This is a genomic window from Streptomyces sp. XM83C, from assembly GCF_023072675.1.
GTDB lineage: Bacteria > Actinomycetota > Actinomycetes > Streptomycetales > Streptomycetaceae > Streptomyces > Streptomyces thermocoprophilus.
This window is the reverse complement of sequence record NZ_JALLGL010000171.1, coordinates 1-13,817: the sequence shown is the minus strand read 5'-3', so window position 1 is coordinate 13,817 and position 13,817 is coordinate 1. Positions and strand designations below refer to the sequence as shown.

General features: G+C 72.8%; 11 protein-coding genes. 2 read left to right on the top strand and 9 right to left on the bottom strand.

The annotated features are described in order from the left end of the window. The first annotated feature begins 489 nt into the window (after positions 1-489). On the top strand, positions 490-1,326 hold the full coding sequence (locus MTQ10_RS19370; RefSeq protein ID WP_247469772.1) for a DUF1206 domain-containing protein: 837 nt from the start codon (positions 490-492) through the stop codon (positions 1,324-1,326). A gap of 28 nt (positions 1,327-1,354) precedes the next feature. Beyond that, entirely contained in the window at positions 1,355-1,783 is a 429-nt protein-coding gene (locus tag MTQ10_RS19365; RefSeq protein ID WP_247469771.1) for a hypothetical protein, read from the top strand. Between the two features lie 15 nt (positions 1,784-1,798). Here the strand turns inward: MTQ10_RS19365 and MTQ10_RS19360 are convergent, their stop codons facing one another. From MTQ10_RS19360 to MTQ10_RS19320, 9 genes are all read right to left on the bottom strand, one after another. Next, complete coding sequence (locus MTQ10_RS19360) at positions 1,799-4,054, bottom strand: FUSC family protein (RefSeq protein WP_247469770.1); 2,256 nt, start codon at positions 4,052-4,054, stop codon at positions 1,799-1,801. Positions 4,055-4,131: 77 nt separating this feature from the next. After that, positions 4,132-5,493 carry an NAD(P)/FAD-dependent oxidoreductase gene (locus MTQ10_RS19355; protein ID WP_374117639.1) on the bottom strand — a complete coding sequence of 454 codons (1,362 nt, stop codon included), beginning with the start codon at positions 5,491-5,493 and terminating at the stop codon, positions 4,132-4,134. A gap of 138 nt (positions 5,494-5,631) precedes the next feature. Beyond that, positions 5,632-6,009, bottom strand: coding sequence for an STAS domain-containing protein (locus tag MTQ10_RS19350; RefSeq protein ID WP_247469768.1), 378 nt, complete (start codon positions 6,007-6,009; stop codon positions 5,632-5,634). 83 nt (positions 6,010-6,092) lie between these two features. Beyond that, positions 6,093-6,527 (bottom strand): ATP-binding protein, encoded by a 435-nt coding sequence (locus MTQ10_RS19345; RefSeq protein WP_247469760.1) that lies wholly within the window; start codon positions 6,525-6,527, stop codon positions 6,093-6,095. 136 nt (positions 6,528-6,663) lie between these two features. Further along, positions 6,664-8,565, bottom strand: a complete 1,902-nt coding sequence (locus tag MTQ10_RS19340; RefSeq protein ID WP_247469759.1) for an AMP-dependent synthetase/ligase — start codon at positions 8,563-8,565, stop codon at positions 6,664-6,666. 178 nt (positions 8,566-8,743) lie between these two features. Continuing rightward, positions 8,744-9,826: a glutamate--cysteine ligase gene (locus tag MTQ10_RS19335; RefSeq protein WP_247469758.1), complete on the bottom strand. Its 1,083-nt coding sequence runs from the start codon at positions 9,824-9,826 to the stop codon at positions 8,744-8,746. A gap of 87 nt (positions 9,827-9,913) precedes the next feature. Beyond that, entirely contained in the window at positions 9,914-12,109 is a 2,196-nt protein-coding gene (glgB, locus tag MTQ10_RS19330; protein WP_247469756.1) for a 1,4-alpha-glucan branching enzyme, read from the bottom strand. A gap of 6 nt (positions 12,110-12,115) precedes the next feature. Then, positions 12,116-13,501 (bottom strand): maltokinase N-terminal cap-like domain-containing protein, encoded by a 1,386-nt coding sequence (locus MTQ10_RS19325; RefSeq protein WP_247469754.1) that lies wholly within the window; start codon positions 13,499-13,501, stop codon positions 12,116-12,118. 26 nt (positions 13,502-13,527) lie between these two features. Then, the coding region (locus MTQ10_RS19320) for an alpha-glucosidase C-terminal domain-containing protein (RefSeq protein WP_247469752.1) at positions 13,528-13,817 on the bottom strand (290 nt) is incomplete at its 5' end.

Genomic DNA, 13,817 nt, shown 5'->3' with positions numbered 1-13,817 from the left:
CGGGAAGGGGACGTGCCGGGGGGGTGCCCGCCCGCAGCGTGCGGCGCAAACCCCGGGTGCGGATTTACGAGACAGGGCGTCGCACCGAGGACGGACACCCCCCGGCGCGCCCCCGTCCCACCCACCGGACAGGTGGCGCTACACCAGCCACGCACCCATACCAGCGGGCCGCCGCAGGCATCAGGGGCGCGGGGAACTGCGCGATCGCCCTCACCGGCCCGCAGGTGGAAAGGATGGCCCCGCCAGACGAAGGGGCGCGGGGAACTGCGCGAAAGCCCCCCCACCGGCGCGCAGGTGGAAGTGATGGCCCCGCCAGACGAAGGGGCGCGGGGAACTGCGCACAAGGGCGTCACCGGCACGCCGGTGAAAAGGGGCGCGGGGAACGCGCGAGGGCCTCGCCGGGCCGCCGGTGGAAAGGGACCGTCGGGGGACGGGCGTATGCGCGCCCCGGCTCGGGGCAGACGGGCAGGGACAGCACAGGGAGGCCGAATGAACGCACCCGCGGCGCAAGCGCACTGGGACCGGGCCGGCCGGACGGCCCGCAACGGCATCGTCGGCCCCGCGGCCCGCGCCGGACTCACCGCCCGAGGCGTGATCCATCTGATCGTCGGCGCCCTCGCCCTGCAGATCGCCTTCGGCGACGGCCACCGCGAGGCCGACAGCTCCGGCGCCGTCGCCGAGCTGGCCGGCAAGCCGTTCGGCGAGGCTCTGCTGTGGGCGCTCGGCGCCGGCCTGGCCGGCATGGCCGTATGGCAGCTGTCGGAGGCGCTGTTCGGCGCCGCAGGCCCGGACGGCCGTACCGCCAGGGCACGCCTGACGTCCGCCGCCCGCTGCGTGTTCTACGCGGCGTCGGCCTTCTCCGTGCTGGCGTTCGCCGCCGGTTCCCGCTCCCACGGCAGCCGTTCCAGCGACCGGCAGTCCCATGACCTCACCTCCCGCGTCCTCGACCTGCCCGCCGGGCAGGTGCTGGTCGGCGCGGCGGGCGCGGGCATCGTGGTGGCCGGCGTGTGGATGGGTGTGCAGGCGGTGCGGCGCACCTACCGCGAGCAGCTCCGCCTCGCCGGCATGTCGCGGGGGGCCCGTGCACTGACGGACGTCACCGGTGTGGCGGGCGGTGTGGCCCGCGGCGTGCTGTTCGCCGGGATCGGAGCCTTCGCGGTGCGCGCGGCCGTCGTGTACCGCCCCGGCGAGGCCAGGGGCGTCGACGGCACCCTGCGCTCCTTCGCCGGCACCCCGCTCGGACCGTGGCTGCTGGCCGCGGTCGCCACGGGGCTCGTGCTGTTCGGTGTCTTCTCCTTCCTCCTGGCCCGCCGGCGGCGGGTCTGAGCCCACGCGAGAAGGGAACACGGCAACCATGGACGAATCAGAGCTCCCGCCGGAGGAACGTCCCGTCGACGTCTACCTGGGTCTGCTTCGCCTGCGCATGGACAGCGAGGACTACCGGCTGCTGCTCGACATCGTGCGGCCCGTTCTGCGGGCGATCGACCAGCAGCGCCTCGCCGGCCTCGACCTCGTGCTGGAGAGCGGCGCCCCTGAGGATCTCCCGCAGGAGATCCGGGACGAGGCCGCCCTCGTCATCGCCACCGCCGTCACCGGCCGTCTCGACAACCAGCTCGTGGAGATCGACGTGGACGGCGCGGACGTGCGTGTGGTCACGGACTCGGTGACCGCCGCCGACCCGGCGAGCCTCGACCGGATCGCCGAGCATCTGCGCAGACGGCGCCACGACACCGAGGAGCTGCGCGGTATCGCCGAGGCGAGCGGACTGCCCACCGACTTCTGAACCAGCCCCGGGGTGTCACTCGTCCCCGGGGCTGCGGCGGGGCACGTCCAGCGGGCGCGCCAGACCGACCACGGCCTCGTCCAGGCGTTGCAGATGCCGCAGGACGCGGTCGGTGACCCGGCCGTAGCGCGGCGTCCCGGGGTCGCCCGGCTGGAGCAGCGCCGCCACCGACGGCCCGGTCACCACCCGGGTCTCGCTGCGCTCGTCCGACACATGCGCGGAGATCGCCCGCACGTTGTCCACGATGCGCCGCCCGGCCCGCCGCAGCCGCGGGTCCGCCGCGATCGACGGATGCGCCGGCAACTGTTCCGCCATCGCCGCGAGGGTCCGCGCGTGATAGGCGCAGGTCTCCAGCAGCGCCACCACGTGCTGAGCGGTCGTACGCCGTGTGCGCAGCGGTGTCACCGGGTGGGTCAGCGGCTGCACCGCACCCCGCAGGTCGGCGAGGGCCTGGTCCAGCTCCCGTGACCGGTCCAGCAGACTCACGGCGGGCCCGCCGCTCAGCTGCTCCACCGCCGTCTCCGTGACCTCCGCGAGCCGTTCCAGAGTCGTCACGAGGAGATCGTCGGTGCGCCGGCCCGTGTGCACGGGCAGCACCAGCGCCGCCGCGATCACCCCGCACGCCACGCCGAGGGCCGTCTCCTCCACCCGCAGCAGCAGCACCGAAGGGCTGTAGGTGTGCAGCAGTGTGTACAGCAGCCCCAAGGCGGCGGTGACGAAGAACGACATCAGCGTGTACGACAGCGGCGCCGTGTAGAACATCGCGAACACCAGCAGCAGCACCAGCGCGAACGCCGGCCAGGTGTGGTGCCCGACGAGCGTCGCCAGCCCGATGCCCGCGGCCACGCCGAGGACGGTGCCCACCAGCCGCCGGTAGCCCTTCACCAGGATCTCCCCGGTGGAGGAGGTGTTGATGAACACGATCCAGCAGGTCAGCACCGCCCAGTACCAGCGGTGGCTGGACAGGAACTCCCCGCCGACGATCGCGAGGGCGGAACCGACCGCCACCTGTGCCGCGGCCCGGGTGGTGGGCCGCTCCAGGCCGGTGAGACGGTCCTCGTCGTCCTGTTCGGCGTCCTCGGCCCCGCCGATCGCCGCGTCCTCCGCGTCCAGTTCCTCCCGGGAGCGGGCCGTGGCGGGGGAGTCGTCGGACTCGTCCTGCGGCCCGTCCAGCGCCGTCCGCAGACCCATCACGGCCCGTGCCGTCTCGCCGATGCCCCGGAAGACGTCCTGCACGGCCGGCGCGGCCTGCGGCAGATTGTCCTCGTCGCGGTAGCCGAGGAGACGGTTGCGGACATGCGCGAGGGCGGTGCCGCGGCTCGCGGCGGCCGGTTGCAGCACCAGCGTCCGCAGCGCCAGCAGATCGCGGCGCAGCGCGCCCGTCGACTCGTCCCGCACGGGTGTCCGCGCCGCCGACGGCACGGGCGCGCCCGGCAGATGCAGGGCGAGGGTGTCGGCGCGTTCGGCGCTGCGCGCGGTGAGCAGCAGCAGTCCCAGCCGCTCCGCCGCGATCTCGGCGTCCGCGACGCGTCGTTGCAGCAGCCGTGCCGTGGCCTCGTCGGAGGTGCCCTCCGCGAGCCGCGCCTGGATCATCAGTGCCGTGTCGTGCAACCGGGCGGTGCCCTCTCGGACGTCCGCCAGCGCCTTGTCCGCGTCCTCCGGCCCCGCGTCGAGCAGCGCCACATGCGCGGTCAGCAGCCGCCCCAGCCTGGCCCGGTACGCCCGCCGCAGCCGGTCCAGGACGCTCGCCGGGGTCGCCGGCACGACCGCGAACCGCATCAGCGCGCTGCACGCGAACGCGGTCGCCACCACTCCGCACAACTGGGCGAGGTCGTCGGTGTCCGCCCCGACGAACAGGGACAGGAAGTAGATCTGGAACCCGATCAGCCCGAGCGCGGTCCCCCGGTCGCCGAAGCGGCGGCTGTAGACCGCGGCGAAGATCAGCACGACGAAGAAGGCGTCACCGAGCACGACCCGCTCGTTGAGGACCGTGCCCAGGCACAGCGACACGAGCCCCACCGGCAGCGCCAGCGCGAGCGTCACCGCCTGCTGCGCGAGCTGTTTCTCCCGTACGGCGAACGTCGCCACCATCGACGCGATCGCCCCGGCCACCAGACGGGGCACCGGCACGCCCAGCGGGGAGAGCACGGCGAGCGTCAGCGCGATGGCGCCCGACGTGCGCAGCCCGGCGGTCAGCCGCAGCAGCCCGGGGTCGGTCGCCGCCAGAAAGTCCTGCAGCCGGGCGCGGCCCGATCGCTGAGCTGCCCTCACGCCGCCCTGTCACTCCTGTTCCCGTCATGGACGCGCGGCCGGCGGGCGAGGGCGCCCGTCCCGGCCGCGCCGCCGGCTCACCCTTCCGGCCCGGCCGCCTCCACCTGCGCCCGCACCTGTTCCGAGGTCAGATACGCGTCGGTGTACTCGAAGTCCTTCAGCTTGGCCGGCCGGCGCGCCTGGAACCCGGTGCGGACGAAATCGTCGCCCGCGAACGCGTTCAGCGCCCAGTTCGTCAGCACCCGCGTCTTGGCGACACCGGTGCGCAGCGCCGACCAGTGGTAGCCGCGGGCCACGACCTGCGCGGGCAGCCCGTGCAGTTCGAGACCGAGCGGCTTCGACACGGCGTCCTTGCCGCCCAGGTCGACGACCAGGCCCAGGTCCTTGTGCTCGTACGGCCGCATCGGCTCGCCGCGCAGCGCCGCGATGACGTTGTCGGCGACGACCTTGCCCTGCCGCATGGCGTGCTGTGCCGTCGGCGGACACACCGCGTCGCCGCCCTTGGCGAGGTCGGGCACGGCGGCGGAGTCGCCGAGCGCGAACACCCCGTCGTGGCCGGGCACGGTCATCTCGGGGGCGACCACGAGCCGCCCCCGGGCCGTCTCCGCACCCAGCGTCGCGATCAGCGGGCTCGCCACCACACCGGCCGTCCAGATCAGGGTGCGGGTCGGCACCACCCGGCCGTCGGTGAAGGTGACCTCGGTCGGGCCGGCCTTGTCGATGGAGACGCCGAGGGAGATCTCGATGCCGCGCCGGCGGAGGATCTCCTGCGCGCTGCGGCCCAGCTTGTCGCCGAGTTCCGGCATCAGCTTCGGCGCGATGTCGATCAGATGCCATTTGATCAGGGCGGGGTCCAGGCGCGGGTACCGCTTGACGGCCGCGTGGGTGAGCCGCTGCAGGCAGGCGGCGGTCTCGGTGCCCGCGTAGCCGCCGCCGACCACCACGAACTGCAGCCGGGCGGACCGCTCGGCGGGGTCCTGGCTGGCGTCCGCGAGGTCGAGCTGGGAGATGACGTGGTCGCGGATGTACGCGGCCTCCGCGAGGGTCTTCATGCCGAAGGCGTTGTCGACGAGACCGGGGATGTCGAAGGTGCGGGTGACGCTGCCCGGGGCGAGCACGAGATAGTCGTACCGCTCGTTGACGGTCTCGTCGGTGATGGTGCGCACCACGCACACCTTGGAGGCGAGGTCCACGCCGATCGCGCCGCCCGGGATGATCCGGGTGCGGTACCGCTTGCTGCGGCGCAGCGACAGGGCGATCGACTGGGGCGTCAGCACGCCGGAGGCCACCTGGGGCAGCAGGGGCAGATAGAGCTGGTAGGAAAACGGGGTCACGAGAGTGAGGTCGGCTTCGCCGGGGGAGACCCTGCGCTCCAGGCGACGCACGCATTCCACTCCCGCGAAGCCGGCGCCCACCACCAGGATCCTGGGTCGTGTCACGATGTTCTTCCCTTCTGCGGCTCCAGGCGGTCCGGTACGAGGCCCGGGCGCCCACCCGCCGGTACGCAGCCTCAGTCTGCCCGCTGCCGCGCCGTCCGTCCTGCCCAGTGCGCCGACGGGTGCAGTCGTGACCGGCGGTCAGGGCGCTGTGCCGGTGTCCGGGACCCGGGCCAGGGCGTCGGCGACGCTGTCCGACACGGGCAGGGTGAGGCTGACGCCGGTCAGGTCCAGCACCCGGCGCACGGCCGGCGCGGGGGCGATCACATGCACGCTTCCCGCCAGGCCGCGTGCCTCCTGGTGTACCCGCAGGATCGTGTTCAAGCCGGACGAGTCCATGAACGGCACGGCGGCCATGTCGAGCAGGAGATGACGCCGGCCGTCGTGCAGCCGGCCGGCGAGGTGACGGTGGAACACCGGGGCGGTGTCCAGATCGAGCGGTCCCTCGACCGTGAGGACGGCGACGCCCTCACGGGGCAGGGTGACCGCCACGGACAGCGAGTCGGGGACTGAAGACACGGGGACCTCCGCGGGGCGGCGTGGGTTGCTGTCGTCGCGCAGCCGCGTCTACCCCCGGACGGCTGGCGCATGCACGCGCACGCTCACCACGGCAGGAAGACATGGACGTCCTTGCCGCCGCCCTCGGGGATCACGCTGACCTGTGTGCACAGCGTCTCTATCAGGTACCAGCCGATGCCCCCGCCGCCCCCGCTCGGGCTGAAGGGCCGCGGCACGGGCCGGTTCGTGCTGGTGTCGTGCACCGTCACATGCACCCCGTCGAAGGTGCGCCGCATCCGCAGCTCGAAGGGCCCGGGAGCGTACTGCACGGCGTTCGCGGCGAGTTCGGCGACGATCAGCAGGATGTCGTGGTAGCACTCGGTCGCCCGGGGCGGGGTGACCTGTGTGAGGTCGCGCAGGAACCGCTCGGCGGCGAGCCGGGCCCCCGTCACGTCGTGGGGCACGCCCGCGAAGGAGGTGACGAGATCCGGGACCTCCTGGGACGTCAGTGATTCGTCCCCACGCGGCTCTTCAGGCATGGTGTCTTTCCGGCTCGGGGCGGGTGCGGAGTCGTACGGCGGACACGACCCAGGTCGTTCGGTCGGAAGAGTTCCCACCCCCGGCCGACCTACGCGTGTCCGCCCCTCCTCGTCGCCCGCGCCCCGCCGGCGGGCGTCAGCGGAAGACGTCGTCGGCGTCGTCCCAGGCGAGGATCTCCGCCTGCGGGAACGTCGGCGTGGACCGTGTCCGGGCCTCGTACATGGCGTCGATGTCGGCCGCGTAGTGCTGCACGACCGCGTCGCGGCGCACCTTCAGCGAAGGCGTCAGCAGCTCGTGCACATGGTCGAAGGTGTGCGGCAGTATCCGGAAGACGCGGATCGACTCCGCCCGCGACACCGTGCTGTTGACGGCGGCGACGGCCCGCGCGATCTCGTCCCGCAGCGCGATCTCCTCCCGGTCCTCCCGCATCGGCGCGTCCCCTTGCAGCCCCAGTCCGCCCCGCCAGAACGCCAGGAACTCCGGGTCCAGCGTGATCAGCGCGCCCACGCACGGCCGGTCGTCACCGACCACCACCGCCTCATGGATCAGCGGATGCATCCGCAGGCGCTGCTCCAGCGGCGCCGGCGCCACACTGTTGCCGGCGCTGGTGACGATCACGTCCTTCTTGCGTCCGGTGATCGACAGATAGCCCTCGGTGTCCAGCCGCCCCAGATCGCCCGTGGCCAGCCACCCGCCGTGCAGCACGGCCCGGGTCGCCGCCTCCTGGCCGACGTACCCCTGGAACACCGTCGGGCCGCTCACCAGGATCTCCCCGTCCTCCGCGACCCGGACCTCCACGCCCGGCAGCGGGCGCCCGACCGTGCCGGACTTCTCCCGGCCCGGCGGCTGCGCGGTGATGCCGCCGCTGGACTCCGTCAGCCCGTAGCCGTCGTTGACGTACAGGCCGATGCCCTCGAAGAACAGGGCGAGGTCACGGCCGAGCGGGGAGCCGCCGGACGTCCCCCGCATCACCCGGCCGCCCAGCTCCGCGCGCATCTGCCGGTACACCGTCCGCTCGTACAGCGCGTGCTGCACCCGCAGCTCCAGTCCCGGCCCCGCGCCGCGGCCCAGCCGCTGCCGCTCCGTCGCCAGGGCGAACTCCCGTGCCGTGCGCGCCGCCCGCTCGAACAGGGGGCCGCGCCCCGACTCCTGGGCCGTGCGCAGGAACCGCTTGTACAGCTTCTCGAAGAACGACGGCACGGCACACACGTACGTGGGCCGGAAGCTGCGCAGCGCCTCCGCCAGCGGCTCCGCGGACGGGTCGGGCTGATGGCCGAGGAGCAGCCCGCCGCGTATGCACAGGTTCTGCACCATCAGCCCGTACACATGGGAGAACGGCAGGAACGCCAGCACCGAGCCCTGCCCGCCGGGCGGCACCACCGTGTGCCGCCAGCCCGCCAGCAGCGTGTCGCAGTTGCTCGCCAGCCCCCGATGGCTCAGCGCGCAGCCCAGCGGGCGGCCTCCGGTGCCCGAGGTGTAGGCGACGACCGCGGTGGAGTCCGGCAGGACGATCCGCCGCAGCGAGTCCACCGTGGTCAGCGGGATCGACGCACCCCGCTCCACCAGGTCCTGCAACGCCCCCGCGTCGAGCTGCCACACGTGCCGCAGCCGCGGCAGCGACGCGCACACCGAGCCGACGGTCATCACGCTCTGCTCGTCCTCGACGGCCACCCCGACGCACCCGGAGTCCCGCAGGATGTGCGCGACCTGCTCACGGGAGGACGTCGGATGGATCGGCACCACCTCCGCGCCGACCGCCCACAGGGCGTGGCACAGCACGGTCCACTCGTACCGGGTGCGCGCCATCAGCGCCACCCGGTGACCCGGTGACACACCGGCCGAGACCAGCCCTTTCGCCAGATCGGACACCTGGTCGCGGACCTCGACGGCCGTCACCTCCTGCCAGGCGCCGGTCACCGGGTCGCGGCGGGCCAGCATGGGCAGCGTCGGGTCCTGGTCCGCGGCTTCGAAGATGTGGTCGGCAAGCCCGCCGGTCAGGGGGGAGACGGCCGGGGGAGCGAGGGCGAAGTCGCGCATGCGCTGCTCCTGGTGAGTACGGGCTGTGACGGTGCCGTCGGGCTCCGTGGTCGACGGCTGTCGAATGTAGCCCAGGAACGACCGGACGGAAGCGTGATGCGCGGAACTGGTACCGGTCCTTGATCGATTTTGGGCGGCAGGTCCGAAACATGCGGTGAACCCGCCTGTGACGTCCCGCTCACACCAGCGTCCGCCGCACGCACTCGGCGACGACCTCGCGCAGGCTGTCCGTCTCCCCGTACAGCCGGCGCTGCACCTGCGCCCCGTTGCCCTCCCGCAGCAGCGACGCGCTCGACGCCCGGGCCGTCTCCAGATCCCCGCTGTCGGCGAGCGCCGCCCCCACGTGTTCCAGCAGCGCCTCCACGGCGTCCCGCGCCGGCACCGGACGCAGGGTCACCGGATGCAGCAGCTCCCCCGTCAGACCCGAGCGGGCCGCCCGCCACGACGCCAGCCGCAGCAGACTCACCGTGTGCGGGGCGGGCCCCCGGCCCTCCCGCCACTCCCGCGCCGCGGTCTCCACCAGGGCCCGCGCCAGCATCGCCAGCAGGACCGCGCCGTCCGCGTCGAGACACACGTCCGCGACGCGGAACTCCACGGTCGGATAGCGCGCCGACAGCCGGACGTCGTAGTAGACCATCGCCTCGTCGAGGACGGTCCCGGTGGCGACCATGTCCGCCACCTGCCGCCGGTACGCCTCCACGGACCCGAACACCTCGACCGGACCGGCCGACGGCCACCGCGACCACACCTGGCTGCGGTAGCTGTTGTACGCGGTGTCCCGGCCCTGCCAGAACGGCGAGTTGGCGCTGAGCGCCGTCAGCACCGGCAGCCACGGCCGCACCCGGTCGACGACGGCCACGCCCTCCTCGTCACCGTCGACCGACACATGGACGTGGCAGCCGCACACCAGACGGGTGGAGACGCCGTACTGCTCCGCCATCCACCGGTAGCGGCGGCCCACCGCGAACGACGGACCGACCGGCAGCGGCGACGTCGCCAGCGCGGCGACCGCGCACCCGGTGTCCCGGGCGTGCCGGGCCGCCTCCCGCCGGCACCGCCCGATCTCCGCCCGCAGCTCGGCCATGCCGGACTGCGGGCGGGTGGCGAACTCCAGCATCTGGTCGTACAGCTCTTTCTCGAACACCTCGACGCTGGTGTCGTCCTGCTCGGCCCGGGCGAGCGCCGCGGCGGCCAGCGCCTTGGGCTCACCCGAGTCCGGGTCGACCAGGAGGAGTTCCTCCTCCACTCCGACGGTGCGCACCTGAAGGCACCCTTCTGTCGTGACGATGACCCGCTCCGGGTACCCCGGCGGGACACCGCGCACGCCGCACCGGTGCGCCCGGGCCGGTCAGGGCGCCAGCCAGACCGTCGCCAGCGGCGGCAGCGTCATCCGGATCGCGCCGTCCTGCGGCTTCAGCGGATCGGGGTGCACGACGTCGCTGCCGCCGTAGCGGGCCGCGTCCGTGTTGATCACCTCGAACCAGGCCGGCACCTCGTCCGGCACCGCCAGCCGGTAGTCGTGCCGTACGACGGGCGAGAAGTTCGACACCGCGAGCAGCGGACGGCCCTCGGCGTCGAACCGCAGGAACGCGAACACGTTGTCCTCGGCCGCGTCCCCGATCACCCAGCGGAACCCGTCCGGTGTGGTGTCCCGCTGCCACAGCGCCGGGGTCCGCCCGTACACGGTGTTCAGGTCCCGCACCAGGTCCCGCACACCCCGGTGGTCGCCCGCGGCGCAGTACCCCGGATCCAGCAGCCACCACTCCGGCCCGTGCTGCTCCGACCATTCCGCGCCCTGCGCGAACTCCTGCCCCATGAACAGCAGTTGCTTGCCGGGGTGCGCCCACATGAACCCGAGATACGCCCGGTGGTTCGCGCGCCGCTGCCACCAGTCGCCGGGCATCTTCGACACCAGGGACCGTTTGCCGTGCACGACCTCGTCGTGGCTGATCGGCAGGACGTAGTTCTCGCTGTAGGCGTACACCATCGAGAACGTCATCTCGTTGTGGTGGTACTTGCGGTGCACCGGCTCCTTCGCCATGTACTGGAGGGAGTCGTGCATCCAGCCCATGTTCCACTTCAGCCCGAACCCGAGCCCGCCCTGATCGGTGGGGCGCGTCACCCCGTCCCAGGCGGTGGACTCCTCCGCGATGGTCACGATGCCCGGCACCCTGCGGTACACGGTCGCGTTCATCTCCTGCAGGAAGGCCTTGGCGTCCAGGTCCTCGTTGCCCCCGAACACGTTCGGTGTCCACTGGCCGGAGTCCCGCGAGTAGTCGAGGTAGAGCATGGAGGCGACGGCGTCCACCCGCAGCCCGTCGATGTGGAACTCCTCCAGCCAGTACACGGCGTTGGCGACGAGGAAGTTCCGCACCTCGGTGCGGCCGTAGTCGAACTCGTACGTTCCCCAGTCCGGGTGCTCCGCCCGCTGCGGGTCCCCGGGCTCGTACAGCGGATCCCCGTCGAAGCGGCCCAGCGCCCAGTCGTCCTTCGGGAAGTGCGCCGGCACCCAGTCCATGATCACGCCGATGCCCGCCCGGTGGCAGGAGTCCACGAAGTACCGGAAGTCGTCCGGGCTGCCCAGCCGCGCCATCGGCGCGTAGAACCCCGTCACCTGGTAGCCCCACGACCCGCTGAACGGGTGCTGTGCCACCGGCATCAGCTCCACGTGCGTGAAGCCCAGGTCCTTGACGTACGCCGGGAGTTCCTCCGCCAGCTCGCGGTAGCCGAGCCCCGGCCGCCAGGACGGCAGATGAACTTCGTACACGCTGAAGGGCGCCTCGTGCACCGGCACGTCACCGCGGTGCGCCATCCACTCGGCGTCGCCCCACTCGTAGTGCGACGCCGTCACGATCGACGCCGTGTCCGGCGGCACCTCGCTGCGCCGCGCCATCGGGTCGGCCTTCAGGAAGCGCTGCCCGTACCGTGAATGGATCTCGAACTTGTAGCGGGTGCCCTCGCCGATCCCGGGCAGGAACAACTCCCACACCCCCGACGCGCCCAGCGAACGCATCGGGTACTGCGTGCCGTCCCAGAAATCGAAGTCCCCCGCCAGCCGCACCCCTTGCGCGTCGGGCGCCCACACCGTGAACCGGGTGCCGGTGACGCCCTGATGCGTCATCGGCTCGGCACCCAGCGCCTTCCACAGCTGCTCGTGCCGCCCCTCACGGATCAGATGCAGATCGAACTCACCGAGCGACGGCAGGAACCGGTACGGGTCCTCCACCTCGTACTCGGCGTCGTCGTACACCACCCGCAGCCGGTACGCCGGCACCTTCTTCAGCGGCAGTACGGCGGCGAACAGTCCGTCGCCCTCGGAGACGAGCGGGTGCGCCGTGCGGCCCGTCACCACGCTCACCTCCCGCGCGAACGGCCGCAACACCCGGAACAGCACCCCGCCCGGCACCGGACGGGCACCGAGCAGGGCGTGCGGATCATGGTGGGCGCCCGCCAGCAGACGCCCCCGGTCCACCGGGTCCAGGGGGGGCACTGTCACGGCCGTCGGGCCGGCCGCCTCGGGCCGCTTGGGGTCTCGCAGGGCCACGGAGTCTCAGTCTCCTCTCACGGCGAGACGCTCGATCGCCGCCATCGGTACGGGAAGCCAGGCCGGGCGGTGCCTGGCCTCGTAGAGCACTTCGTAGACCGCCCTGTCGGTCTCGTACGCGCGCAGCAGGGCGTGCTTCTTGCGCGGGTCCCAGCCCGCACGGCCGGCATAGCCGGCGCAGTAGGCCTCACGGCAGCGCCGCGCCCACTCGGGCCGCCACGGCCTGCGCTGCCGGGCGGCGTAGTCGAAGGAGCGCAGCATGCCGGCGATGTCCCGCACCGGGGAGTGTGTGCTGCGCCGTTCGGCGAGCGGGCGGGACGGCTCGCCCTCGAAGTCGATGACGAACCACTCCCGCCCCGCGTGCAGGACCTGCCCCAGGTGCAGATCGCCGTGGATGCGCTGGGCGGGCGGGCCCGGGTCGCAGCCGACGAGCACGCCGAACGCCGCCCGCAGCCCAGGTACATACGGCCGCAGCGCCTTCACCTGGGCGGCGGCGGCGTCCAGCCGCTCGGTCATCGCGTCGGCCATGAGGGCGTTCTCCGCGTGTTCGCCCGCCGGGAAGGCAGCGGCCAGCGCCAGATGCACATCGGCGGTGGCCTCGCCCAGGGCGTGCGCCTCGGCGGCGAAGTCCTCGCCGCGGGCGAGTGCCCGCAGCGCCAGCGTCCAGCCGTCCGCCGCGTCCGGCAGGAACGGCTGGAGCACACCGAGGGTGGCCTCCTGCGGGCGCATCGTCCGGAACCACGCGACCGGCGCGGGCACCCGGCGGCAGCCCTGCTGGGCCAGCGCCACCGGCACCTCCAGGTCCGGGTTGATGCCGGGCTGGATCCTGCGGAACACCTTCAGGATGTACGAATCCCCGTACACCAGGGAGGTGTTGGACTGTTCGGCGTCCAGCAGCCGGGGTGCGAGCCCCGACGGGATGGGCACCGAGTGGTCCGAGTCGAACAGCAGCGGCCCCAGCGTGCCGGAGTGCCGCATGCGCTCCAGCAGCAGATGCGCCGAGCGCGGGTCCTGCAAGGCGTCGTAGACGGTGAGCCCGGCCATCGGGCCGGTCTCGGCGCGCCCGATCAGGGCCCGGCCCAGCCGGGGCGAGAGATGCTGCTGGAAACCGAGGAGCAGCTGGTAGCAGTCGCCGCCGGCCGGGGGGTTCCCGCCGGGCGCGGGCACGCCCGTGTGCTGTGCGTGCGCACCCTCGTGAGCGGCGTGGATCAGCACATGAAGACAGCCGGGGAACAGCTCTGTCGTCGACAGCAGACGCAGATCCGTGACCGGCCGGTCCTTGCCGGCGAACCAGCGCTGCGTGGGCAGCCACTCGCGCAGCAGACCCGCGAGCGAGTCCAGATGCAGAGTGCCACCGGTGCTGCTCGGCTGGAGGGATGCGGTCTTCGGCATGGTGACGCGTCCTTTCCTCGGCGCGCTTACAGTCGGCGGCCGATGCGGGATGCGACTCGTGCGAGCCGGAACCAGTAGAAGCCGTGGCCTGCGAGGGTGAGCAGGTAGGGCAGCTCTCCGATGGCGGGGAAGCGCACGCCGCCGAAGAGTTCGACCGGGTGGCGGCCGGTGAACGCCCGCAGGTCCAGTTCGGTGGGCTGGGCGAAGCGGGAGAAGTTGTTCACGCACAGCACGAGGTCGTCCTCGTACTCGCGCAGGAAGGCCAGGACGGCCGGATTGCTGGACGGCAGCTCGGTGAAGGAGCCGAGGCCGAAGG

Bases quoted from the DNA above. Each gene is read 5' to 3' on its own strand.
- MTQ10_RS19370 (WP_247469772.1), top strand. From the start codon at position 490: ATGAACGCACCCGCGGCGCAAGCGCACTGGGACCGGGCCGGCCGGACG.
- MTQ10_RS19365 (WP_247469771.1), top strand. From the start codon at position 1,355: ATGGACGAATCAGAGCTCCCGCCGGAGGAACGTCCCGTCGACGTCTAC.
- MTQ10_RS19345 (WP_247469760.1), bottom strand. From the start codon at position 6,527: ATGCCTGAAGAGCCGCGTGGGGACGAATCACTGACGTCCCAGGAGGTC.
- MTQ10_RS19340 (WP_247469759.1), bottom strand. From the start codon at position 8,565: ATGCGCGACTTCGCCCTCGCTCCCCCGGCCGTCTCCCCCCTGACCGGC.
- MTQ10_RS19325 (WP_247469754.1), bottom strand. From the start codon at position 13,501: ATGCCGAAGACCGCATCCCTCCAGCCGAGCAGCACCGGTGGCACTCTG.